The organism is Halobacillus sp. 12SKB (assembly GCF_052941655.1).
The window spans coordinates 75,001-97,141 of the sequence record NZ_JBRFWR010000001.1 but is presented as its reverse complement, the minus strand read 5'-3'; the positions used below and the strand labels follow the sequence as shown (position 1 = coordinate 97,141).

24 protein-coding genes and 2 rRNA genes (1 of these 26 cut by a window edge) are annotated in these 22,141 nt (G+C 43.7%); 17 read left to right on the top strand and 9 right to left on the bottom strand.

The annotated features are described in order from the left end of the window. Nucleotides 1–192: 192 nt before the first annotated feature. Nucleotides 193–2,229 carry a glucose-specific PTS transporter subunit IIBC gene (ptsG, locus tag ACQ4XT_RS00510; protein ID WP_446852028.1) on the top strand — a complete coding sequence of 679 codons (2,037 nt, stop codon included), beginning with the start codon at nt 193–195 and terminating at the stop codon, nt 2,227–2,229. A gap of 15 nt (nt 2,230–2,244) precedes the next feature. Next, nucleotides 2,245–2,511: a phosphocarrier protein HPr gene (locus ACQ4XT_RS00505; RefSeq protein WP_089653809.1), complete on the top strand. Its 267-nt coding sequence runs from the start codon at nt 2,245–2,247 to the stop codon at nt 2,509–2,511. A 197-nt stretch (nt 2,512–2,708) separates the two neighbouring features. On the opposite strand, the gene ACQ4XT_RS00500 is transcribed toward ACQ4XT_RS00505, so the two are convergent. Beyond that, entirely contained in the window at nt 2,709–3,368 is a 660-nt protein-coding gene (locus ACQ4XT_RS00500) for an SDR family NAD(P)-dependent oxidoreductase (RefSeq protein ID WP_446852027.1), read from the bottom strand. A gap of 90 nt (nt 3,369–3,458) precedes the next feature. On the opposite strand from ACQ4XT_RS00500, the gene ACQ4XT_RS00495 reads away from it, so the two are divergent. Beyond that, on the top strand, nt 3,459–3,794 hold the full coding sequence (locus ACQ4XT_RS00495; protein WP_446852026.1) for a YfhH family protein: 336 nt from the start codon (nt 3,459–3,461) through the stop codon (nt 3,792–3,794). A gap of 40 nt (nt 3,795–3,834) precedes the next feature. Here the strand turns inward: ACQ4XT_RS00495 and ACQ4XT_RS00490 are convergent, their stop codons facing one another. Continuing rightward, the gene (locus ACQ4XT_RS00490) at nt 3,835–3,978 is read right to left on the bottom strand and encodes a YpzG family protein (protein WP_226587603.1); all 144 of its coding nucleotides are present in this window, start codon (nt 3,976–3,978) and stop codon (nt 3,835–3,837) included. Beyond that, nucleotides 3,971–4,144 carry a small acid-soluble spore protein K gene (sspK, locus tag ACQ4XT_RS00485; protein ID WP_446852025.1) on the bottom strand — a complete coding sequence of 58 codons (174 nt, stop codon included), beginning with the start codon at nt 4,142–4,144 and terminating at the stop codon, nt 3,971–3,973. The genes ACQ4XT_RS00490 and sspK overlap by 8 nt, the downstream gene beginning before the upstream one ends. A 111-nt stretch (nt 4,145–4,255) precedes the next feature. Between sspK and ACQ4XT_RS00480 the strand changes: the two genes are divergently transcribed. Continuing rightward, nucleotides 4,256–4,522 (top strand): YfhJ family protein, encoded by a 267-nt coding sequence (locus ACQ4XT_RS00480; RefSeq protein WP_446852024.1) that lies wholly within the window; start codon nt 4,256–4,258, stop codon nt 4,520–4,522. Between the two features lie 78 nt (nt 4,523–4,600). Here the strand turns inward: ACQ4XT_RS00480 and ACQ4XT_RS00475 are convergent, their stop codons facing one another. Further along, on the bottom strand, nt 4,601–5,590 hold the full coding sequence (locus ACQ4XT_RS00475) for a metal-dependent hydrolase (protein ID WP_446852023.1): 990 nt from the start codon (nt 5,588–5,590) through the stop codon (nt 4,601–4,603). Nucleotides 5,591–5,654: 64 nt separating this feature from the next. Here ACQ4XT_RS00475 and mutY point away from each other — a divergent pair, with 64 nt between their 5' ends. Next, nucleotides 5,655–6,743, top strand: coding sequence for an A/G-specific adenine glycosylase (mutY, locus tag ACQ4XT_RS00470; RefSeq protein ID WP_446852022.1), 1,089 nt, complete (start codon nt 5,655–5,657; stop codon nt 6,741–6,743). Here mutY and yfhS read toward each other — a convergent pair. After that, the gene (yfhS, locus tag ACQ4XT_RS00465) at nt 6,733–6,957 is read right to left on the bottom strand and encodes a mother cell protein YfhS (protein ID WP_446852021.1); all 225 of its coding nucleotides are present in this window, start codon (nt 6,955–6,957) and stop codon (nt 6,733–6,735) included. The two genes, mutY and yfhS, sit on opposite strands and share 11 nt — an antisense overlap. 265 nt (nt 6,958–7,222) lie before the next feature. Here yfhS and ACQ4XT_RS00460 point away from each other — a divergent pair, with 265 nt between their 5' ends. The 4 genes from ACQ4XT_RS00460 (at nt 7,223) to ACQ4XT_RS00445 (ending at nt 11,898) form a co-directional block, all read left to right on the top strand. Next, on the top strand, nt 7,223–8,275 hold the full coding sequence (locus ACQ4XT_RS00460; RefSeq protein WP_446852020.1) for a C40 family peptidase: 1,053 nt from the start codon (nt 7,223–7,225) through the stop codon (nt 8,273–8,275). A 110-nt stretch (nt 8,276–8,385) separates the two neighbouring features. After that, entirely contained in the window at nt 8,386–8,562 is a 177-nt protein-coding gene (locus ACQ4XT_RS00455; protein ID WP_089653790.1) for a gamma-type small acid-soluble spore protein, read from the top strand. Between the two features lie 966 nt (nt 8,563–9,528). Beyond that, on the top strand, nt 9,529–10,056 hold the full coding sequence (ntdP, locus tag ACQ4XT_RS00450) for a nucleoside tri-diphosphate phosphatase (protein ID WP_446852019.1): 528 nt from the start codon (nt 9,529–9,531) through the stop codon (nt 10,054–10,056). Between the two features lie 69 nt (nt 10,057–10,125). Beyond that, nucleotides 10,126–11,898, top strand: coding sequence for an ABC transporter ATP-binding protein (locus tag ACQ4XT_RS00445; RefSeq protein ID WP_446852018.1), 1,773 nt, complete (start codon nt 10,126–10,128; stop codon nt 11,896–11,898). Between the two features lie 86 nt (nt 11,899–11,984). Here ACQ4XT_RS00445 and ACQ4XT_RS00440 read toward each other — a convergent pair whose 3' ends face one another. The 3 genes from ACQ4XT_RS00440 to ACQ4XT_RS00430 form a co-directional block, all read right to left on the bottom strand. Then, nucleotides 11,985–13,052, bottom strand: a complete 1,068-nt coding sequence (locus ACQ4XT_RS00440; protein WP_446852017.1) for an FUSC family protein — start codon at nt 13,050–13,052, stop codon at nt 11,985–11,987. 329 nt (nt 13,053–13,381) lie between these two features. After that, entirely contained in the window at nt 13,382–14,677 is a 1,296-nt protein-coding gene (locus ACQ4XT_RS00435) for a glutamate-1-semialdehyde 2,1-aminomutase (RefSeq protein ID WP_446852016.1), read from the bottom strand. A 198-nt stretch (nt 14,678–14,875) separates the two neighbouring features. Next, complete coding sequence (locus ACQ4XT_RS00430) at nt 14,876–14,962, bottom strand: YjcZ family sporulation protein (RefSeq protein WP_085030712.1); 87 nt, start codon at nt 14,960–14,962, stop codon at nt 14,876–14,878. A gap of 187 nt (nt 14,963–15,149) precedes the next feature. Here ACQ4XT_RS00430 and ACQ4XT_RS00425 point away from each other — a divergent pair, with 187 nt between their 5' ends. From ACQ4XT_RS00425 to perR, 5 genes are all read left to right on the top strand, one after another. After that, nucleotides 15,150–15,560, top strand: a complete 411-nt coding sequence (locus ACQ4XT_RS00425; RefSeq protein WP_446852015.1) for a potassium channel family protein — start codon at nt 15,150–15,152, stop codon at nt 15,558–15,560. A 64-nt stretch (nt 15,561–15,624) separates the two neighbouring features. After that, nucleotides 15,625–16,095: a thioredoxin-dependent thiol peroxidase gene (gene bcp, locus ACQ4XT_RS00420; RefSeq protein WP_089653776.1), complete on the top strand. Its 471-nt coding sequence runs from the start codon at nt 15,625–15,627 to the stop codon at nt 16,093–16,095. Nucleotides 16,096–16,175: 80 nt separating this feature from the next. Continuing rightward, nucleotides 16,176–17,129 carry a D-2-hydroxyacid dehydrogenase gene (locus ACQ4XT_RS00415; RefSeq protein WP_446852014.1) on the top strand — a complete coding sequence of 318 codons (954 nt, stop codon included), beginning with the start codon at nt 16,176–16,178 and terminating at the stop codon, nt 17,127–17,129. A 2-nt stretch (nt 17,130–17,131) separates the two neighbouring features. Beyond that, nucleotides 17,132–17,689 carry a cob(I)yrinic acid a,c-diamide adenosyltransferase gene (locus ACQ4XT_RS00410; RefSeq protein WP_446852013.1) on the top strand — a complete coding sequence of 186 codons (558 nt, stop codon included), beginning with the start codon at nt 17,132–17,134 and terminating at the stop codon, nt 17,687–17,689. Nucleotides 17,690–17,811: 122 nt separating this feature from the next. Beyond that, nucleotides 17,812–18,255 carry a peroxide-responsive transcriptional repressor PerR gene (gene perR, locus ACQ4XT_RS00405; RefSeq protein WP_089653921.1) on the top strand — a complete coding sequence of 148 codons (444 nt, stop codon included), beginning with the start codon at nt 17,812–17,814 and terminating at the stop codon, nt 18,253–18,255. A 106-nt stretch (nt 18,256–18,361) separates the two neighbouring features. Here the strand turns inward: perR and ACQ4XT_RS00400 are convergent, their stop codons facing one another. Then, nucleotides 18,362–18,736, bottom strand: a complete 375-nt coding sequence (locus ACQ4XT_RS00400) for a YgzB family protein (RefSeq protein WP_446852012.1) — start codon at nt 18,734–18,736, stop codon at nt 18,362–18,364. 133 nt (nt 18,737–18,869) lie between these two features. Between ACQ4XT_RS00400 and ACQ4XT_RS00395 the strand changes: the two genes are divergently transcribed. The 3 genes from ACQ4XT_RS00395 to ACQ4XT_RS00385 all read left to right on the top strand — a co-directional run. Next, entirely contained in the window at nt 18,870–19,754 is an 885-nt protein-coding gene (locus ACQ4XT_RS00395) for a nucleotidyltransferase-like protein (RefSeq protein WP_446852011.1), read from the top strand. 417 nt (nt 19,755–20,171) lie between these two features. Beyond that, nucleotides 20,172–21,736 (top strand): 16S ribosomal RNA (locus ACQ4XT_RS00390). Between the two features lie 170 nt (nt 21,737–21,906). Then, nucleotides 21,907–22,141: ribosomal RNA gene (locus ACQ4XT_RS00385) — 23S ribosomal RNA — on the top strand (it continues 2,681 nt past the right edge of the window). Together the 16S and 23S rRNA genes form the textbook arrangement of a ribosomal RNA operon.

Here is a 22,141-nt window from a genome sequence, read left to right as displayed (position 1 = left end):
TGGAGCCCACTCACCTCTTGTGCTCATGCTTTTTTATTGTCCTGCTGAATAGCAGGTCGAGCTATTATCCATAATCGGCGTCCTTAATTGGACGCTTATCGTTCCCTTTTTGTTGAAAACGTTTTATTTTTCTGACAAATGGATTTTATGGGGCCAGAGGCTTGCGTCACAAATAAAAAGGAGGAAAACATAATGTTCAAGAATGCTTTCGGCACATTGCAAAAAGTCGGTAAAGCTTTGATGACTCCTGTCGCACTTTTGCCTGCGGCTGGTATTCTTCTAGCTTTTGGTACAAGCTTTGCTCAAGACAACTTTGTTGATAAAGTGCCATTCTTCGGAACACCTTGGGTTCAAACATTGCTGCAAGTAATGGCTGAAGCCGGGGGAATTGTCTTTGCGAATTTACCGTTGCTCTTCGCTGTCGGTGTTGCCATCGGATTAGCGAAAGGAGACGGGGTAGCGGGTCTTGCTGCCATCATTGGTTATTTGATCATGAACGTGGTTATGGGGGTACTAGGAAATGTTGACGCCGACATGACCTCAGATCCTGCCTATGCCGAAGTCCTCGGTATACCGACGCTTCAAACGGGAGTGTTTGGTGGTATTATTGTCGGTATTTTGGCCGCTTCTCTCTATAACCGGTTCTTCAATATCGAATTGCCGCAATTTCTCGGGTTCTTTGCCGGGAAGCGTTTCGTGCCAATTATCACTGCTTTTACATCCCTTTTCTTAGGGATTATCATGCTTTGGGTCTGGCCATTTGCTCAAACAGGATTGAATGCTCTTTCCCACTTGATGTTGGAAGGGAACCAAACCATTTCCGCTTTCTTCTTTGGTTTGATTGAGCGTTCCTTGATTCCGTTTGGCCTGCACCACATTTTCTATTCACCATTCTGGTTTGAATTTGGTTCTTACACTAATGCTGCCGGTGAAGTGATCCGTGGTGACCAGACGATTTTCTTCGAACAGTTGAGAGACGGTGTTGAATTCACTGCCGGAACATTCATGGTAGGTAAATTCCCATTCATGATGTTCGGTCTTCCAGCTGCTGCACTTGCGATTTATCACACAGCAAAACCTGAACGTAAAAAAGTGGTCGGAGGAATCATGGCTTCTGCAGCCTTGACTTCTTTCTTGACAGGTATTACAGAACCAATTGAATTCTCATTCCTATTCGTAGCACCACTATTGTTCGCGATTCATGCTGTATTTGCTGGTTTCTCCTTTATGATTATGGAGATTCTTGGAGTTAAAATCGGACAGACATTCTCTGGTGGTCTGATTGACTTTATTCTGTTCGGTGTTCTTCCAAACCGTACCGACTGGTGGTGGGTCATCATCGTTGGTCTCGTATTCTCTGTGGTTTACTACTTCGGATTCCGCTGGGCGATCCTCAAGTTCAACCTGGCGACACCTGGACGTGAAGATGAAGCAGAAGATGCAGAAGAAGACGGCGAAGTCGGAGATCTTCCATTTGAAATTCTTGAAGCGATGGGTGGACAAAAGAACATCGCCCACCTGGATGCATGTATCACACGTCTACGTGTCTCTGTGAATGATAAAAACGATGTAAACAAAAACCGCTTGAAAAAACTTGGCGCTTCCGGTGTAATGGAAGTCGGGAACAACATTCAGGCTATCTTCGGACCAGTTTCTGATACCTTGCGTGGCCAAATGCAAGATATCATGGATGGTAAAACACCTAGATCAAGAGAAGATGCTTCTGAAATGAAGAACGCTGAAAAAGCTGCAGAAGCACCGGTCACTGAAGGTGAACTGAAATTTGTAAGTCCGATCAAAGGAAAGATCATGCCAATCACTGAAGTTCCGGATCAAGTATTCTCTGGTAAGATGATGGGTGATGGCTTTGCAATTGAGCCGGAAGATGGTAATATTGTTTCACCGATTAATGGTAAAGTCTTAAATGTATTCCCTACAAAACATGCCATTGGCCTCGAAGCTGAGAACGGCATGGAAATCCTGATCCACATCGGAATTGATACGGTCGGATTGAAAGGGGAAGGATTTACAGCGAAGATTTCTGAAGGAGACGAAGTTAAGCAAGGTCAGGCATTGATGGAAGTGGATCTGGATTTCGTAAAAGAAAATGCTCCATCAATCGTAACGCCAATTGTCTTTACGAACCTTCAAGAAGGTCAGTCTGTAAATATTAAGGCATCAGGTCAAGTCAATCACAATGATCCAGACATCATTGAAATTACTGAATAAAGAGGAGAGTTTAACATGGCAGAACAAACAATGAAAATTACAGCAGCTGACGGTGTGCACGCACGTCCAGCAACAGCACTTGTACAAGTAGCAGGAAAATACCAATCCGATGTAAACATCGAGTACAAAGGTAAATCTGTTAACATGAAGTCCATCATGGGCGTAATGTCCCTTGGGATTCCAAACGGGGCAGAAGTAACGTTCAAAGCGGAAGGTTCTGACGAAGCGGAAGCTGTAGAAGCTGTAGTAGCTAAAGCAAAAGAAGAAGGTCTTGGAGAGTAATTTCTTCAAGAAAAAAAGGGCTTGCCTATAAGGCAAGCCTTTTTTTGTGCGGATAAACGAATCGCGCCAAAGGATAAACGAACCGCGCTAAATGTTAAGCGAGTCGCACTAAAGAGCATGAGAATTTGCACCAAAAAAAGTATCGCGCGAAACAGCCGCACGATACTTATATGAATTCGAGTTTATCCTCTTTACAATTAGCGATCGATGAAGATCTCGTTTCTACCGTCATCTTCTGCAAAGATTTGCTCAGCTACAACTTCTGGCCCTTTTAGTCTTTCTGGATTTCCCACATGGTCTGTTTCGCTCCAGAATGGGGTGTTCATACCACCCATATACACGGCGGTCGCGGTCAATGGGGAGCCCTCCCATTCTTTATGCAGGCTCTCAGTAAATCCGCGTACAGCAAACTTACTTGCACAGTATATACTTTCGTTCTTCTTCCCACGTAGACCAGCGGTTGAGATGATGTTCAATACACGGCCTCCTGTAGTTTCTAACATTGGAACAGCAAGCTGTGTGGTCAGAACCGTCCCTTTGACGTTAGTGTTGAGCAGTTGATCTATATTTTCTTCGGTATAGGAGGAAAGCTCTCCGAAATGCCCGATCCCAGCGTTGTTGATCAATACATGTAAGGAATCGATTTGTTTAACAGCCTCTCGAATGGATGATTGCTCCGTTACATCGCATATAATAACCTCTGCTTTTCCACCTTCGTTTAGGATCTCGTTTTGAGTGACCTGTAAGTGCTCTGCTGTTCTTCCAGAGAGGAAGACCTTATAATCGTTTTTTGCGTAAATCCGAGCAAGAGCACGTCCTAAGCCTGTTCCGGCTCCAGTAATCCAAACATTCTTCATCCTCATCTCTCCTTATCTGTGTTGCTTTATATTCATTGTGAACAAACCCTGCTAGAATGTAAAGAGAGCTCGAATAGAGGAGGTTACAACATGGAAAAAAGATATAGTGAATATACACAAGAAGAGTTACGTTCTGAGATTGCGGAGTTGACGGAAAAAGCGCAAAAGGCGGAACAATTAGGGATGGTAAATGAATTTGCTGTTCATGAACGAAAAATCATTATGGCTAGATCCTACATGATGAATCCAGGTGATTTTAAGGCGGGGGAAACATACGAAGTAGAAAGTGATCCCGAGCATTTGTTTTATATTGAATATATGAACGGTGTGTTTGCCTGGGGATACAGGAAAACTAGAAAAGGTGTGAAAGCCAGCGATGAAGAAGAAGCTCTGCCGATTTCTATGTTAGGGCAAAAAGTGGTTTAAGAATAAAGGAGCCGGGCACGTTTAAACGTGCCCGGTATTTTTAGTTGCGTTTACGCATTTGGATTTCAGTGATTTGGTCTGCTTGCGTTTGTTCTGTTTCCCCATTCACACGACTGCTCAAATGTTTGATGCTGCGGTGTGAATAGTTGGTAGAGGCTTTTGATTTGAAATTACGTTTACCCATGGTAATTCCTCCCTACATCGTTGACGTCACGGTGTCTCGATCTAGCCGCTCTTTCTTGAGGTTTACTATTGATCGTACCGTTTGGACGCTTCGCGAGATATTCGCTTTGGTCATCTGGTGAGTGCGTCATTTTTACATTAGGGAAATTCTTTGCCTTATTACGCATCAGTCATCCTCCTCATGAGTCTCTATGGAGAGACAGTATTAGTATGTACCTTCTTAGAGTCCGTATGTGTTACAATGGCAGTGTAAACATTGCCAAATATGGAGTGGTCACATGAATGAAATATACCAGCGGTTAGCTGAAAGATTATACGAGAAGAATCCGGAGCTGACAATAGATGAGGCGCGCACATGGGTGGAACTTTTATGGGAGGATTTTGAATCAACGCGAGCAAAGGCCGGTCATGATTATCAAGGGAAACAAGTCACAGAACAGATCGTTTTGCAGTGGATTCAACATTACGGCCCGAAGCTTCATGAGTTTGTAGCAACAAATCCCAAATACAAAGAAATGCTTGAGAAAAAAGGGTATCTTCATTAAAAAAGCGCATGGTTTAAAAAGGAGCCTCTCATCTTGAGAGACTCCTTCTTTATGTTCTCCTTACACTAACGATCCCTTTCACATCGGGCTTACTTTGTTTTGCAGCTTCTCTTCTGTAAACACCCATCCTGTATAGGAATTAAGAATTTTTAAATTGTCTCCATGCTCATCGTCAATTTGAGCCAGTGCAACAAACGGGTAACGTCCCCGTGAGCGATAGCGGAGATCAATGAACCTCACTTCTGTGTACTCATCATAGTAGCTCATTTCGTACCTATACACAGGGGAAAAGGATAAAAAGGCTTTGATGTTATGATCGGTTAAAGCTTTTTGAATGACCGGATCATCATAATCGATCGGTTTATTGGTGAATGTATCAAGGATAGTTAAATGACCATTCTCTGCCCTTCCTACGTAATAATGAGTAGGAGTAGTGATCGCAATTCTCCAAACATTCTGCTTCATGGTAGGAGAGGTCGCAATCTGTTTGACGTCCTTGATGTTTTCATGAATCAGACGAACAAGTTCTCTTTTGTCAAAGTACCTTTTCAGGTAATAGAGAGCGATGACAAAATATAAGATCAGCCATAAAGTTCCAGGGTTTGCCCCTAAATTCCATGCGACAATGCCTGCAATATGCAGGGTGAAAATATAGGGGTCGAATGTATTGATAAACCCATAAGCTACCCATCTTTTTGTAATAGGACGATACGCTTGGGTACCATAAGCATTAAATATATCAACGAACACATGTAGTATGACAGCAAGAAAAGTCCAAAGCCAAAGGTGCACAAAGTTTACCTCAGGAGTGAACAGATAAATGATGCTGGGGATGCTGATCCCCCAAAGAATCACAGCAGGAATAGAATGTGTGATGCCCCGGTGGTGCCGGATGTAGACTGCATTATTTCTCAATTTCAGTACCGTGTCTGAATCGGGCGCCTGTGAGCCAATCATTGTTCCGATAAGAACCGCATTAAAAAGCTCAGGGTCTGCATTGACAACGGGATCAAGCGTGGCCAGGCCCCCTAATGCGACGCCCATGACGACATGTGTGCCTGTATCCAAGTTTCATACCTCCTTTGGCAGGTCGGACGTTTCAACAGTAGTTTATCACGAAGGGTGAAGAAAGATGAAAAGAGCTGAAAGAGTTAAACATATTTTAAATAACTTCGACAAGGAATCCTACAGAAAGGACCTCATTCATTGGTTTAAAGAAGAGCAGCGGATTCTCCCTTGGCGGGAAAATCAAGATCCTTACCGGGTGTGGGTATCAGAAATTATGCTCCAACAAACACGTGTTGATACGGTCATTCCCTATTTTAATCATTTTATGGATAAGTTTCCTACACCTGACGCTTTAGCTCAGGCAGATGAACAGGAGGTCTTGAAAGCGTGGGAAGGCTTAGGATACTATTCCCGTGCGCGAAATTTGCAAAACGCTGTGAAAGAGGTTGTTTCAGAATACGGGGGAGTTGTTCCAGCTGATGCTGAAGAATTAGGCAGCCTCAAAGGCGTAGGCCCCTATACGCGAGGGGCTATCTTAAGTATTGCCTACGATATACCAGAACCAGCGGTCGACGGGAATGTGATGAGAGTCTTATCAAGAATTCTTTATGTTGAAGATGACATTAGCAAACAAAGTACGAGGAAGCTTTTTGAAGAGCTTGTGAGTGAATTGATATCAGAAGAGGATCCCTCTTCTTTTAATCAGGGATTGATGGAACTTGGAGCCCTGGTATGTACACCTAAAACCCCTTCCTGCATGCTGTGTCCAGTTCAGGAACACTGCAGAGCTTTCGATGAAGGAGTAGAAACAGAGCTCCCAGTTAAAGCTTCTAAAAAGAAACAGAAAAAATCTCCATATTTGCTGCTTCTCGTGGAAAATGAAAAGGGGGAGGTCCTGATCGAGCAAAGACCGGACATGGGTCTGCTCGCTTCCTTATGGCAGTACCCAATGGTCCCTCTTGAAGACGTGGGTCATGACGCGGTTGAGCATTGGTTTTATGGTGAATATGGTTTGAAAGTAGAAGTTGGAGAATCCGTAGATCACATCAAGCATGTATTTTCCCATTTGATATGGGAAATGGAAGTCATCAAGGTTACTGTAAAAGAAGGAACGCTTGACCATGAGCGCGCAAAATTCATTGCACCTGAAGACATGGATGACTTTCCATTTCCGGTATCCCATCAAAAAGCCCACCCTCATATTAATCGATGACAGGATGAGTGCCGGTGGTCCAAGTAGCTTCTTGCTGCTCCAAGCCACCGCGGCGCTTAATCTCCTCATTGATTTCACGTAACAGGGTAATTCCTTCTGAGTTCAAATACGGAGAAGACTGTGAAAGAGCATAGTGAAAGTAACCAAGCTCTTTTTCCTGCCACTCTTGTTTTGGTTCCATAGATAAAGCGGATAAATCTCGTCCCACATACATTGCATTCCATCCTCCTTCCTAGATACTTTATGTACATCTGACCTCCTCATACATGTAAATAGTCACCTGATGAAACGTAACAAACTTGTAATGTAAATGTAACGTAACTATCCCGCCCTTTATGTGACAAGGATTAGACAAAAAACGCCTTCGTTTGCTGAAGTTTTAGACTATTTACAATTCAGTGTCGTTTATGAATAATAAGTAATAGAACATAACGATTATCCATTTTGACTAATGCCATACATATGAGAGGGTTTTATAGATGAATAAAACAAAAGTGGTCACCGCTGTCTGTGGGTCTTTGATTGGAGCGTCATTGTGGGGAAGTTCCGTTTTTGCTGATGAATTACATAAGGTGAAATCCGGGGAAACGTTGTGGAGGATCAGCACGAAGTATGATGCCTCCGTATCCGAGATTAAAACATGGAACAAACTTGACTCAAACCTTATTCGTGTAGGACAAACCCTGGTCGTCGAAAAAGGATCTGATGATGCACCTAAATCACATTCAGAAAAGACAGAAACCGTTTCAACTACTACTTATAAAGTGAAGAGCGGAGATTCTCTATGGGCCATTGCTACTCGTTATGGTGTGTCTGTGTCAAAGTTGAAAGAATTGAACGGATTGACAAGTGACGTCATTTATTCCGGGCAAAAATTAACGGTGACAGGAGAAGCGGGTCATACAAAACCATCCGCTCCTGATCAAAAAGAAACAGCTGATGAACAGAAGTCCGAATCTAAACAAGAAGCCAAAGATACATATACTGTGAAGAGTGGAGATTCCCTATGGTTAATTGCTACAAAATATGGAATGTCTGTCTCTCATCTTAAGAGTCTGAATGACCTATCCAGCAATGTGATTTATTCTGGTCAACAATTAAAGATTTCGGGTGAAGTCACTTCTTCTCCAACACATACTTCTACAAAAAATGATACGAATTCGAGCACAGGTTTAATAGCCGAGGCGAAAAAGCATATAGGAACACCCTATCACTGGGGAGGTACAAGCCCGGCAGGTTTCGATTGCAGTGGTTTCCTTCAATACGTATTTGCTCAAGAAGGGATAAGTATACCGCGTACGGTAGCATCGATCTATGCGGATAGCAGAATGGATGCTGTAAGTGGTTCAAATCGTCAGGTAGGAGATCTTGTGTTTTTTGAAACCTATAAGCCAGGTGCTTCCCATGCCGGGATTTATGTAGGTAATAACAGTTTCATCCACACTGGGTCTACAAATGGTGTTGAAATTAGTTCATTGTCCAGCAACTACTGGAGTCAACGTTATATCGGTACGAAGAGATTATCCCATTAATTTTAAAACCGTTCCCAATACGAGGAGCGGTTTTTTTATATAAAAATTTTTGTTTTTTGGAATGAAACGACCACCTCCTGTACACAATAATTTTTGCGGAGGTGATAAACATGGCTAAGCAACCGAAACAAAACAAAACAGCAGCTGGTACAGACGTTAACCACGTGAAACAACAAAACCAACAAGCTGCACAAGGGAAATCCCAATACGGTGCTGAATTCGCTCAACAAACTGACGCGCAGCACGTACAGCAGCAGAACCAAAAATCTCAGGCTAAGAAAAAATAACCTGAGTGGTTGGTAGGTTGGCCAGGCTGCCTTTTAGCCTGTATCAATCCCCCGATTGAAGAAGTCGCCCCTTTAGCGGGCGGCTTCTTTTATTTACATACTTTTTTTCATGTTATTCAACTATACGGCAGGATTGTGGAAGACTCGATTTCGAGGTGTTTGTGTGGATTTAGGGGATCCGGGAAACAGCTCGCTTTCCATGGGGCGGGCGGTGAGCCTCCTCGGACTTCGTCCTTTGGGGTCTCACCTGTCCCACACGTCCTTTTGGTTATCCGGTTCCGGCGCCTAGCGGCTAGTGAGACTTCCCTCGCTTCTGTAGGATAAGTCAACATCGAATCGCTACGCTCTCCGTGTTTCCTTTATCTCCGCCAGCTCAGTCCAGTCCATACGCCGCTGATCGAGGCGCTTCCACACTTAAGGTAGGAGTCTCACCGTTTCCCTCCGCCCCTTCCCTCCGCCCCTTACCTTTATAAGTGTCTCGAAACCACTTGCGGAAAAAGGAGCTTTTATCTTGCAAGGAAAGAGATGCAATATGCATATTCACCCCAAATATAAATTAAAAAGCATAATATAGAGCGCTTTATGACTATAGATCGTGATTTGTTAAAGATTCTTATACTCGGTAAGGGGTTCGTTTCACGTACATATCGAATGGGGTGGTTGGGAAGCTGCGAGACTCCCGTGGGAGAAAGGAGATAGGCGAGATCCCGCAGGGCGTTAGCCCGAGGAAGCTCGCCACTCCCCCACAGGAAAGCGAGTAGCTTCCCAGCGACCCCTGAAGCTCAAACTTGGCAACGAACCCCGAAACATCTCTATACTGAGTCTTCCACTATAGGGAGCTTTTCTGGAAAAAGGGGGTGGTTATGGTGGATACTCCTGTCTCTGGTCCAATTGTTTTCAATCCACTTCATTTGTCGTTATAATAGGTAGAAGGTGAAATGGAATAGAAAGGGAAGGGGGGATTGTATGCCCGGCCCAGAAGCAGGTAAACGGATAGAAATCCAGAGCTATAAGCACAATGGGCAGTTACACCGAGTTTGGGACAGTACCACGATATTAAAAGGGACAAGACATGTGATCATCGGAGCTAATGACCGTACGGAAGTAACAGAAAGTGATGGCAGAAGATGGATCACCAGAGAACCGGCCATCTGCTATTTCCACTCTAAATATTGGTTCAACATTATCGGTATGTTAAGGAATGATGGAGTATATTACTACTGCAACATTAGTTCTCCCTTCGTTTATGAAGATGAAACCATCAAATATATTGATTATGACCTGGACGTGAAAATTTTCCCTGATATGACCTATAAAATACTTGATGAAGACGAATATGAACTTCATAAAATGCGGATGAACTATCCTCATGTGTTGGATCGTATCCTCTATAACAACATCGATATTTTAATCAGGTGGATTCGTCAGCGAAAAGGACCGTTTTCTCCGGAATTCATCGATCAGTGGTATGAAAGGTACTTAACGTATAGATAATGACCGATTGCGCACTTATAAAAAGTGCGCTTCGTTGTTGTTAGATAGGTTTAGAAAGAAGGTGTTGTTTTGGACAGTATAAAAAGGTATTTACGATTTGTGCAGCCTTACAAAGGGAAAATTATTTTCACTGTACTTATTGGAATTGTTAAATTCTCTATCCCTTTGTTAATGCCGCTCATTATTAAATATGTCATTGATGATATTATCAATGCGGAAGATATGACTCAGGCGGAACGACTGGATCAATTGCTTCTCATTTTAGGAGGAGCGTTTCTCATTTTCCTCATTTTGCGACCGCCGATTGAATATATTAGGCAGTACTTGGCGCAATGGATTGGGAGTAACATTTTATATGATATTAGAGAGAAGCTTTTCGACCATATCCAACGTTTAAGTTTACGCTTTTATTCTAGAACGAAAACGGGCGAAATCATCTCCCGCGTTATTCATGATGTGGAGCAGACGAAAACTTTCGTCATTACAGGCCTTATGAACATTTGGCTTGATATGATCACCATTGTTATTGCGATCATTATCATGTTGACGATGGACCCATGGTTGACGTTGGTATCTATTGCTTTGTTTCCTTTTTACGGATTTGCAGTCAAATATTTTTACGCGAGGTTACGAAAGCTTACCCGCGATCGTTCGCAGGCGCTTGCAGAAGTACAGGGGCATTTGCATGAGCGGGTACAGGGAGTTCCTGTAACTAGGAGTTTCGCTTTGGAGGATCATGAACAGGAACAGTTTGACGTGAAGAATAAGAACTTCCTTGATAAAGCGATCACCCATACCAACTGGAATGCCTACACCTATTCTGTGACCAATACAATTACAGATCTAGCTCCATTATTAGTCATTGCCTTCGCTGGGTATCAAGTCATTACAGGTTCCCTGACCGTCGGTACAATGGTTGCTTTTGTCGGTTATATGGATCGGGTGTATAATCCGCTTCGCCGCCTCGTCAATTCAGCGACCGTGCTTACTCAATCCATCGCCTCCATGGATCGGGTTTTTGAATTCGTGGATGAAAAATATGACATCGTCGATAAACCGGGTGCAAAGAAAATGGAACATGTGAGAGGCGATGTCAAAGTAGAGGATGTTTCCTTTAGATATGATGAAGAGGACCCACTTGTCCTTAAAAATGTCAACCTGGACATTAAACAAGGCGAAACCATCGCTTTTGTCGGGATGAGTGGAGGAGGAAAGTCGACGCTGATTAGTTTAATCCCTCGTTTCTATGATGTCACTGCAGGGAGCATCTCTATTGATGGAACAGATATTAGAGACTTTGAAGCCAGATCTCTCAGAGATAACATCGGAATGGTGCTTCAGGATAATATCCTCTTCAGTGAATCCATTGCGATGAATATTAGAATGGGAAACCCGGATGCTACCGATGAACAGATGATCGAGGCTGCTAAAGCAGCTAATGCCCATGACTTCATCATGGAACTTCCAAACGGCTATGATACGTTAGTCGGTGAAAGAGGAGTTAAATTATCTGGAGGGCAAAAGCAAAGGGTCGCAATAGCGCGGGTATTCTTGAAAAACCCACCGCTGCTCGTTTTGGATGAAGCGACTTCTGCTCTTGATTTGGAAAGTGAGCACCTTATTCAAAATGCTCTTGAACGCTTGGCTTCTGAGCGGACAACCTTTATCGTGGCTCACAGACTTTCTACCATTACTCATGCGGACCGAATTGTTCACATTGAGAACGGGGAAATCGTAGAGGTCGGTTCTCACCAGGAGTTAATGAAGAAACAAGGTCATTATTATGACCTGTATCAAGTGCAGGAACTGGATGATCATAAACAGGAATATATGGGGACGTAATCAATAGCTCAAGGTTTAAACCTTGAGCTATTTTTTATGGGAGACAAAAGAAGCCGAGTATGTCTGACATACTCGGCTTGTGTTTTTTATTTTTCTGATGTCTGGATAAAGTCATCCTGATGGTGTGCCTGGTAACTTTTGAGTAACTTCTTGAGCCGCTCCAACTGATAGTGGTACTCCATCAATTGCGAGGCAAGGGGAAGGAAGACCAGTTTATCAGGATTGTTGCTTTCTTCGTAAACGCTCATCAGTCGTTCAACGAGCATAGGAATGTCGGGTTCTTCAATCCGTCTTAATGATTGTTTATGCGTGTTCTTAATGCGGCCTTTAAGACTCAGAATTAATTTTTCATGTGCGTTGATCAGTTTATCCAGTTCTTGTACAACAGCATCTTGAAACTGTTCTGGAATTTGTTCAATTTTGTGTTCCAACCTGTAAAAAGCTTTCAGGACATCGAAAGATTTTTTGGTCGTTGTAATCAATTGACGGAAAAGCACCATTTTTCTCCCTTTAGAGAAATGACTCCCTTTGAAATACGTTCTTTCTTCTGAGTAGAGAAGATAGGTATGGTCAACCCAACGCATATCATCCTGAATTCTGGTGATTTCATATTTAAGAGCTGGTTCATCAGATAAATTCCTTGTCGTCACTCTCAGCCATTGCAAAATATCATTGGTCGCACGGTCAATTTTCGTGAACAGCCTTGTTTCGTATCGTGGTGGAAGAAAGACAAGGTTGACGATAAATGCCGCAAGGATCCCGAGCAGCATGGAAGTGAACCTGGAACCTGCGAAGTATAAAAAGGTTTGGTCCGTCGAGTCCATTAGGGCAATGACAGCAACAACCGCTAGAGCGATCGTGTTTTCGTTCATTTTCAATGTCGTTGTTAATCCAATGACAAGGATGATTGCAAACCCTACGATGAATGGGTCGTTGCCGAGAGTAAAGACGGCAACAATAGCAATCAACGCACCGATTGTGTTTCCTTGTACTTGCTCGATGATGGATTGATAGGAACGATAAATGGAAGGTTGAATGGAAAAGACGACAGCGATCGCAGCGAGTAGAGGGGATACGAAACCGATCAAATGCCCAATATAAAGGGCAATCCCTACAGCTAACCCTGTCTTCATCATACGTGCGCCTAATTTCATGGAAGACATCATCCTTTAAACGTAAAAATATCTTATGAACAAAAATCGCCCATAAGAGACTCTCATAATGAAAAGTCGGATGCTCCCATTATACATCATTTCATAAGGAGGAAAACAAAAGAAAAAGCTTATGCGCGATCCGCATAAGCCAAAGGGGAACCAGCCTAAGCTGGAACCTATGAAAAGGGAAAGAAATGAAACAAAGATCATAATTCGTGGGAATATTCAGAATTATGTATATATAATAGCATGAAGATTTTATATAATCAACAAAATATTCAGAAAAAACAGCGGAAAAAATCTCCCCTGGTGGACAGGGGAGGGGCAGGCTAATCATTGGCCATGGTTCGGAAGGTTTTCTCGACGGCTTTTAATGTTTGATCGATATCTTCATCTGTATGAGCGGTGGTCAGGAACCATGCCTCGTATTTCGATGGAGCGAGATTGATTCCTTCAGCGAGCATAAGTTTGAAGAAGCGGGCGAATCGATCACCATCCGTATTCTCTGCCTGCTCATAATTTTCGACTTTTTCATCCGTGAAATATACGGTTAAAGCACCTTTCAAGCGATTGATCTGAATTTGTACGCCGTTATCTTCGGCATGTGCTAGAATGCCTTCTTCTAAACGTTCGCCAAGCCTGTCCATTTCCTCATATACCCCTTCTTCCTGGAGTACCTCAAGACAAGCAATTCCAGCAGACATGGAAGCAGGATTCCCTGCCATCGTCCCTGCCTGATAGGCTGGTCCCAGTGGAGCGACTTGTTCCATAATGTCTGCACGGCCACCGTATGCGCCAATCGGAAGTCCGCCACCGATGATTTTGCCCATCGCTGTCATGTCAGGTTCTATATCTAACAGTTGCTGAGCACTTCCGTATGTAAAACGAAAAGCGGTGATGACTTCATCATAAATAACAAGAGCTCCGGCATCGTGAGTCAGTTTATTCACTTCTTGCAGGAAACCGGGTTTAGGTTCTACGATTCCGAAGTTTCCTACTATTGGTTCGACAAGGACACCTGCAATTTCGTCGCCGAATTTTTCAATCGCTTGTTTGAAAGGTTCGATATCATTAAAAGGAACTGTAATGACATCCTGAGCAATCGATGCAGGTACACCTGCGGAATCCGGTGTACCTAAAGTTGATGGACCAGAACCTGCAGCTACGAGGACTAAATCAGAGTGACCGTGATAACATCCGGCGAATTTAATGATTTTGTTTCTTCCGGTATAGGCGCGGGCAACTCGTATGGTTGTCATGACTGCTTCTGTACCGGAATTGACGAACCTTACTTTATCCAGTGAAGGAATGGCATCTTTAAGCATTTTAGCAAAGCGGTTTTCGAGAACGGTCGGGGTTCCGTATAGTACACCATTCTGCGCAGCTGTGGTTATGGCTTCTGTGATATGCGGGTGAGCATGTCCCGTAATAATAGGGCCATATGCACCTAAGTAATCGATATATTCATTTCCGTCGACATCATAGAAACGGGACCCTTCAGCCCTGTCCATATAAACAGGAGTTCCGCCGCCTACGCCTTTATACGCGCGGGAAGGAGAGTTGACGCCCCCGACGATATGTTCTTTTGCTTCATTATATAAGTGTTCCGACTTATTGAAATTCATCATTTGCCTCCTAAACAATCCTTTTCACAGATTATTGTAGCATGCTTGTCCATCATATATTACAAAGGTGCTTCCCGGATCATGGACCCGGAAAGCATTCTTTGAAAGGTTCCTTCACTCTAGAGCGTTGAAACAGTAGTCCGATCGATTACGAGGAAAGTTACACTGAGCGCACATGGGGCTCAGTGCGAGCTGTTCTTAGTATAGGAATGCTGCACCAACGATGATTAGAAGGATGAAAAGAACAACGATTAGCGCAAAGCCTCCGCCATATCCGTAACCCATTCACAATTCCCCCTTTCCATTGTTTACTGTATCTTATGCAGACTTTCATCCGCGGGCTGTGCGTTCGCCCGGTTTTGTCTGAAAAATGGACCTTCAACCAGTTCGGCTGAAAGGCAGGGCATAAAAGACCCCTTGCATTCATATGAACAAGTAGGGCTTGTTTACTCGTTTTAAAAGGGGCATATCTATGATTACGATCATTATTTCTACTCTTTCCCTCGCACTAATTGGAGTGAGCCTAAGACAGATTTTTCACTCCCTTGAATTCGAACACAAAATATTTTCTGTTCAACTCTTTGTGTCCGTGATGATGTTATATACGATTGTCATGGTTGGCTTTGGGATAATCTATGCTGCGCTGATCCTTCAAGGGGTAGAAGTGTACAAGGCAGACACTCCATTCCTACAGGAGAACTGGACCCAGGAGATGATAAGGAGTGTGTATTTCAGCGGTGTGACTTTATTTACTGTCGGCTATGGTGATTTGACACCTGTAGGGATTGGAAAATGGATTGCAATTACCGAGGCGATGGTGGGGTATACATTACCGGCTGCTCTGGTTGCTAAAGTTTGGTTGAAGCATAAAGAGGAACGCTGAAGTTGGAAGTTTGTCTAGTTTTAAGGTAACCTAAGTGGTAGAAACCATTTAGGAGGGTCTTACCATGACAGTTGAAAAAGGAAAACAAGTACAAGACTTCACACTACCAGCAAACAGCGGCGAATCCGTGTCCCTTTCTGATTATAAAGGGAAGAATGTAGTCCTTTATTTTTACCCTAAAGACATGACTCCTGGTTGCACGACGGAGGCTTGTGATTTCCGTGATCATCACGAAAGCTTTGAAGATCTCGATGCCGTCATCTTAGGTGTCAGCCCTGATCCAGTCGAATCCCATGAAAAATTCATCAACAAGCATGATCTGCCATTCCTTCTGCTTGCAGATGAGGATCATCAAGTGGCTGAACAGTTTGGTGTTTGGAAACTGAAGAAGAACTTCGGAAAAGAATATTATGGCATCGAACGTTCCACCTTTATCATCGACAAAGAAGGTAAACTTGCAGAAGAGTACCGAAAAGTTAAGGTTCAAGGACACGTCGAATCCGCTCTAGAGTATATCAGAGAAAACTTATCGTAAAATCAACCGAACCATAGTCTACAAGTGACTATGGTTTCTTTATCGTCTAATATAGAAGAAAAGGGGAAGGAGTTGATTTCATGAAGATTGTTTCTGCCATAAAAAGAGTCCCGGATGAAATCCAACTGAGGCTTCAAACGCGTTTTCCCGAGGCTTCTTTCATTTTTTGTCATGGAATGGGGGAAGCGAAATACTATCTTGAGGAAGCGGACGTCTTCATTACATATGGAGAAGACTTGGACAGAGAAAAGATTCAGTCAGCCAAGAAACTGAAATGGATTATGGTGTTATCTGCAGGAATGGACAGAATGCCATTTGAAGAAATTGCCAAAAGAGACATTCTCGTGACGAATGTAAGGGGCATTCATGCACAACCTATGGCAGAGTACGCGATTTCCATGTTGCTGCAAGTCTCTCGTAAAGCGAAGACCCTCATGCAACAAGAAGTGAAAGCAGAATGGAGCCGACGCCCCGTAATGAATGAAATAAGCGGACGGACAATGATTCTCCTCGGAACAGGAGCCATTCAGCAGGAAGTCGCCCGTTTAGCAAAAGCCTTTCAAATGAAAACGATTGGTGTATCAAAGTCAGGGAAAAAGAAGCCGAATTTCGACCAGACTTTCCCGGTGCAACAATTGGAACTTGTCCTTCCTCTAGCTGATTTCGTTGTAGCTGCGCTCCCGAGTACGCCGGGCACTAGATATCTACTTGAGGAGAAACACTTTAAAGAAATGCCTAAACGCTCTATTTTTCTAAATATGGGAAGAGGGGACTTAGTTTCAACAGAAGTGATTCTGAATGCGGTGCGTCAAAAAGAAATTACACATGCTGTGCTTGATGTCTTTGAGGAGGAACCCTTACCTGAAGACCACCCGCTGTGGCGGGAAGAAAATGTAACGGTAACACCGCACTTATCAGGAATCTCTCCTCAGTATGTTCCGAGAGGGTTCGATCTCTTTGAAAAGAACCTGTCTGTTTTTATAAGTGGAGAAGGGGAATTAAGAAATATTATTGATCCAAAACGGGGGTATTAAGGATGAGAATTTACACACGTTCAGGGGATAAAGGGGAAACTTCTTTAATATATGGTCAACGAGTAGCTAAAAATGATATTCGAGTAGAGGCGTATGGCACATGTGATGAGGCGAACTCAATGATCGGTCTTGCTCTCAGCCACTTGAATCATGAAGAGTGGACGGAAAAGGAAGCCTTTTTGCAAACCTTCCAGAAAATCCAGACGATCTTGTTTCATGTCGGAGCAGAACTGGCTACGCCTAAAGGGAAAGATGTCATGTGGAAACTGAAAAAAGAGCATATTGATGAGTTGGAAAAACAAATTGATGAATGGGATCAGTCACTTGAGCCTTTGAAGAATTTCATCTTACCTTCCGGGCATCAGGCATCTGCTGCTCTTCACCTTGCTCGTACGGTGGTTCGCCGGGCAGAGAGGATAACAGTGGCTTTAGAAGACGAATTAGATAACCAGTTAGTGGTGTCTTATTTGAATCGACTGTCAGATTTTCTCTTCGTAGCGGCTCGTTATGTGAATCATCAACTTGGAGGAACTGAGACACCTCTAGATCCGGATGTATGATAAACCAACTTTTTGAGCAGTGCTTTATATTGACAATTCCTTAATGGAGAGGTTACACTAATTGTAAGGATTCTAATTTAATAATATTATAAATCAAGAATCAGTTTATGAAAGCGAGGTGCATGACTGTGTCAGACCATCGACTCCAAGATGCCATTGATACACTGAAAGGCTCTGGTGTACGAATTACTCCACAGCGTCATGCGGTGCTTGAATACCTGCTGAATTCTATGACTCACCCAACAGCTGATGAAATTTATAAAGCTTTAGAAAGTAAATTTCCTAATATGAGTGTAGCTACGGTTTATAACAATCTCCGTGTATTCAGAGAAATCGGACTCGTACGGGAGCTTACTTACGGTGATTCTTCAAGCCGCTTTGATTGTAATACAAGTGATCACTATCATGCGATTTGCGAATCATGCGGTAAAATCGTTGACTTCCACTATCCAAGTTTGAACGAAGTGGAATCATTAGCTGAACAGGTGACTGGATTTAATGTAAGTCATCATCGCATGGAAGTCTATGGAACGTGCACAGAATGCCAATCGAATAACGCTCACTAAAACTGGAAGCGCTAGGCTTTCAGTTTTTTATTGCTGAACTATAAAAGAAAAGCTCCACTGCATCTGCAGTGGAGCTTTTTGATTGAAGTCGCTTTTAACCAGTCATTTATTGCTGGCCTTGCGTTTCCTTCTGATACCGTTTTTTATTGTATTTCTCATCAAAATCTTTTCCTTCTAAAGACTTGTCCATCGTCAGTGGCTGATCACAATGCATGCACGCATCCACACGCCCGAGCATCTTGGTCGGTTTTTTACAGGATGGACAAACAATCTGTACAGTTTTCGTGGACAGCATCCCGATCCAGAAGTACACAACTGTACTGAGGCCGACAAAACCCACGCCTAATATCATGAATGTAGCCATTGCCCACATCGTATCCTTGAATAACAATCCGATGTACATGACTCCTATACCAAGGAAGATCAGCCAGAAAGCAAAGGAACGAATCTTATTGATTTTGCTGCTGTATTTTAACGCCACTCAGGGTCCCTCCTTACTATCTACCACGTAGTATAGCATATTTTCTTCAGGCAAATATAATAGGAAAAAAGGATTTTGCCTAAACATAGCGAATAAACACAAAGAAAGGGAAATTGAATGTGGGGGAAAGAATATGGAAGATCTATTGCGCCCGATTTATCAAGAAAAAGCCAGTCAAAGTAACACACTGGGTATTCTTATATTAGAAAAGAAGAAACCGATTAGTCCTGTAACAGATAATTTTGATGTTATTCTATTCATTATTGTTAGGGACGCGGAGGAATTATGGTATGTAAAACATTATGAATTTGAAAATAAATCAGCAGCGATGCATATAGTGGATGAAAAGCTTCTTCAGCATTGGATCGATACAAGTTCATATCGTCGAGCTGTAGAATGGGTCATTAACGGCAACATCATTTTTGAGAGAAATGAGTATCTAACGATCCTGAAGGAACATTTGCGGGAGTTCCCACAACAAACCCGCAACTTAAAGAAGGCGATTGAATTTGCTAAGTTGATTCGTAGTTACAGCGAATCAAAAGATTTGTATGATTCCAAGCAGTATCTGGATTCTTATAGTCGCATGGTTAACTCTCTCCATTATCTAGCACGGTTATCCATAATTGAAAAAGGGTTCCATCCAGAAGTGACAGTATGGAACCAGGTGAAGCGGATTGAACCAGAAATCTATAAACTTTACCAGGAACTTATTGAAAGTGGTGAACCGACAGAAAAAAGAATACAGCTCATGATCCTGGCTGTTGAACACTCAATTAGTAAAAGATCCAGAGCGAGTGCGCAGCATTTACTGCAGCTTATGAGTGAAAGAGAAGAGCCTTGGTCATTTGGAGAGCTGAAAGTGCATCCTGAAATACAAGAATACATTTTGGACTTATCCTCAATGATTGAATATCTTGTAGATCATGATGTCATTGAAGTTGTACCTCAAGATACAAAGGGACCGCAAATATTCCATAGACGATACAAGCCTGTCGAAAAATATGTAGATCAGTAAAAGAAACCCTCTTCTGAGTTCGAAACAGGAGAGGGGATCTTTTTTATAAAAAGTTATTGACGGGATAATTCACACCATGCTATATTAATAAGCGTCGCATTAAGAGAGCGGCAACGAGCTAAACAAAATCATGAAAAAAGTTGTTGACACAAAACAACAGACATGATAAATTATTACTTGTCGCATTAAGAGAGTGGCAAGCCGCGAACGGCTCACAGAAAAATAAATTGCAAAAAGTTGTTGACACAAACAACCGAACGCGATATAATGATTGAGTCGCTGTTTTTAAGCGGCGAACAAAACATTTGATCTTTGAAAACTGAACGAACCAACCAGTACGTCAAAACATTTCTTCTTTATAGAAGAGATTTGAAACAAAGCACATTCGGTGTGCAAATGAGCAAGTCAAACTTAACTTTTATGGAGAGTTTGATCCTGGCTCAGGACGAACGCTGGCGGCGTGCCTAATACATGCAAGTCGAGCGCGGGAAGCGAGTGGATCCCTTCGGGGTGAAGCTCGTGGAACGAGCGGCGGACGGGTGAGTAACACGTGGGCAACCTGCCTGTAAGATCGGAATAACCCCGGGAAACCGGGGCTAATGCCGGGTAATACTTTCTTTCGCATGAAGGAAAGTTGAAAGATGGCTTCTCGCTATCACTTACAGATGGGCCCGCGGCGCATTAGCTAGTTGGTGAGGTAACGGCTCACCAAGGCGACGATGCGTAGCCGACCTGAGAGGGTGATCGGCCACACTGGGACTGAGACACGGCCCAGACTCCTACGGGAGGCAGCAGTAGGGAATCTTCCGCAATGGACGAAAGTCTGACGGAGCAACGCCGCGTGAACGATGAAGGTCTTCGGATCGTAAAGTTCTGTTGTTAGGGAAGAACAAGTACCGTTCGAACAGGGCGGTACCTTGACGGTACCTAACGAGGAAGCCCCGGCTAACTACGTGCCAGCAGCCGCGGTAATACGTAGGGGGCAAGCGTTGTCCGGAATTATTGGGCGTAAAGCGCGCGCAGGCGGTTCCTTAAGTCTGATGTGAAAGCCCACGGCTCAACCGTGGAGGGTCATTGGAAACTGGGGAACTTGAGGACAGAAGAGGAGAGTGGAATTCCACGTGTAGCGGTGAAATGCGTAGATATGTGGAGGAACACTAGTGGCGAAGGCGACTCTCTGGTCTGTTTCTGACGCTGAGGTGCGAAAGCGTGGGTAGCAAACAGGATTAGATACCCTGGTAGTCCACGCCGTAAACGATGAGTGCTAGGTGTTAGGGGGCTTCCACCCCTTAGTGCTGAAGTTAACGCATTAAGCACTCCGCCTGGGGAGTACGGCCGCAAGGCTGAAACTCAAAGGAATTGACGGGGGCCCGCACAAGCGGTGGAGCATGTGGTTTAATTCGAAGCAACGCGAAGAACCTTACCAGGTCTTGACATCCTTGGACAATCCTAGAGATAGGACTTTCCCTTCGGGGATCAAGTGACAGGTGGTGCATGGTTGTCGTCAGCTCGTGTCGTGAGATGTTGGGTTAAGTCCCGCAACGAGCGCAACCCCTAATCTTAGTTGCCAGCATTCAGTTGGGCACTCTAAGGTGACTGCCGGTGACAAACCGGAGGAAGGCGGGGATGACGTCAAATCATCATGCCCCTTATGACCTGGGCTACACACGTGCTACAATGGATGGTACAAAGGGCAGCGAAGCCGCGAGGTGTAGCAAATCCCATAAAACCATTCTCAGTTCGGATTGCAGGCTGCAACTCGCCTGCATGAAGCCGGAATCGCTAGTAATCGCGGATCAGCATGCCGCGGTGAATACGTTCCCGGGCCTTGTACACACCGCCCGTCACACCACGAGAGTTGGCAACACCCGAAGTCGGTGAGGTAACCTTTTTGGAGCCAGCCGCCGAAGGTGGGGCCAATGATTGGGGTGAAGTCGTAACAAGGTAGCCGTATCGGAAGGTGCGGCTGGATCACCTCCTTTCTAAGGATATTACGGAAACGTACTGTGTTGGTTGTTCAGTTTTGAGAGATCAAACGATCTTTCAACTTGTGAACCTTGAAAACTGGATAAGGAATCATTGTTTCATCTAACGATGAGACATTTGATGACAAGACATCTAATTGAAATTGTAAACGTCTTTTCACGAAGATAGTTAAGTGAATAAGGGCGCACGGTGGATGCCTTGGTACTAGGAGCCGATGAAGGACGGGACTAACACCGATATGCTCCGGCGAGCCGTAAGTAGGCTTTGACCCGGAGATTTCCGAATGGGGAAACCCACTGTTCGTAATGGAACAGTATCCTATACTGAATACATAGGTATAGGCAGGCACACCCGGGGAACTGAAACATCTAAGTACCCGGAGGAAGAGAAAGCAAACGCGA

Coding starts and splice junctions, on each gene's coding strand:
- ACQ4XT_RS00430 (WP_085030712.1), bottom strand. CDS start 14,962: ATGGGTTACGGATATGGCGGAGGCTTTGCGCTAATCGTTGTTCTTTTC.
- ACQ4XT_RS00500 (WP_446852027.1), bottom strand. CDS start 3,368: ATGAAGAATGTTTGGATTACTGGAGCCGGAACAGGCTTAGGACGTGCT.
- sspK (WP_446852025.1), bottom strand. CDS start 4,144: ATGCGTAATAAGGCAAAGAATTTCCCTAATGTAAAAATGACGCACTCA.
- ACQ4XT_RS00505 (WP_089653809.1), top strand. CDS start 2,245: ATGGCAGAACAAACAATGAAAATTACAGCAGCTGACGGTGTGCACGCA.
- ACQ4XT_RS00440 (WP_446852017.1), bottom strand. CDS start 13,052: ATGAAATTAGGCGCACGTATGATGAAGACAGGGTTAGCTGTAGGGATT.
- ntdP (WP_446852019.1), top strand. CDS start 9,529: ATGCCCGGCCCAGAAGCAGGTAAACGGATAGAAATCCAGAGCTATAAG.
- ACQ4XT_RS00425 (WP_446852015.1), top strand. CDS start 15,150: ATGATTACGATCATTATTTCTACTCTTTCCCTCGCACTAATTGGAGTG.
- ACQ4XT_RS00395 (WP_446852011.1), top strand. CDS start 18,870: ATGGAAGATCTATTGCGCCCGATTTATCAAGAAAAAGCCAGTCAAAGT.
- mutY (WP_446852022.1), top strand. CDS start 5,655: ATGAAAAGAGCTGAAAGAGTTAAACATATTTTAAATAACTTCGACAAG.
- ACQ4XT_RS00480 (WP_446852024.1), top strand. CDS start 4,256: ATGAATGAAATATACCAGCGGTTAGCTGAAAGATTATACGAGAAGAAT.
- perR (WP_089653921.1), top strand. CDS start 17,812: ATGACTGTGTCAGACCATCGACTCCAAGATGCCATTGATACACTGAAA.
- ACQ4XT_RS00490 (WP_226587603.1), bottom strand. CDS start 3,978: ATGGGTAAACGTAATTTCAAATCAAAAGCCTCTACCAACTATTCACAC.
- ACQ4XT_RS00460 (WP_446852020.1), top strand. CDS start 7,223: ATGAATAAAACAAAAGTGGTCACCGCTGTCTGTGGGTCTTTGATTGGA.
- yfhS (WP_446852021.1), bottom strand. CDS start 6,957: ATGTATGTGGGACGAGATTTATCCGCTTTATCTATGGAACCAAAACAA.
- ACQ4XT_RS00455 (WP_089653790.1), top strand. CDS start 8,386: ATGGCTAAGCAACCGAAACAAAACAAAACAGCAGCTGGTACAGACGTT.
- ACQ4XT_RS00435 (WP_446852016.1), bottom strand. CDS start 14,677: ATGAATTTCAATAAGTCGGAACACTTATATAATGAAGCAAAAGAACAT.
- bcp (WP_089653776.1), top strand. CDS start 15,625: ATGACAGTTGAAAAAGGAAAACAAGTACAAGACTTCACACTACCAGCA.
- ACQ4XT_RS00495 (WP_446852026.1), top strand. CDS start 3,459: ATGGAAAAAAGATATAGTGAATATACACAAGAAGAGTTACGTTCTGAG.
- ptsG (WP_446852028.1), top strand. CDS start 193: ATGTTCAAGAATGCTTTCGGCACATTGCAAAAAGTCGGTAAAGCTTTG.
- ACQ4XT_RS00415 (WP_446852014.1), top strand. CDS start 16,176: ATGAAGATTGTTTCTGCCATAAAAAGAGTCCCGGATGAAATCCAACTG.
- ACQ4XT_RS00410 (WP_446852013.1), top strand. CDS start 17,132: ATGAGAATTTACACACGTTCAGGGGATAAAGGGGAAACTTCTTTAATA.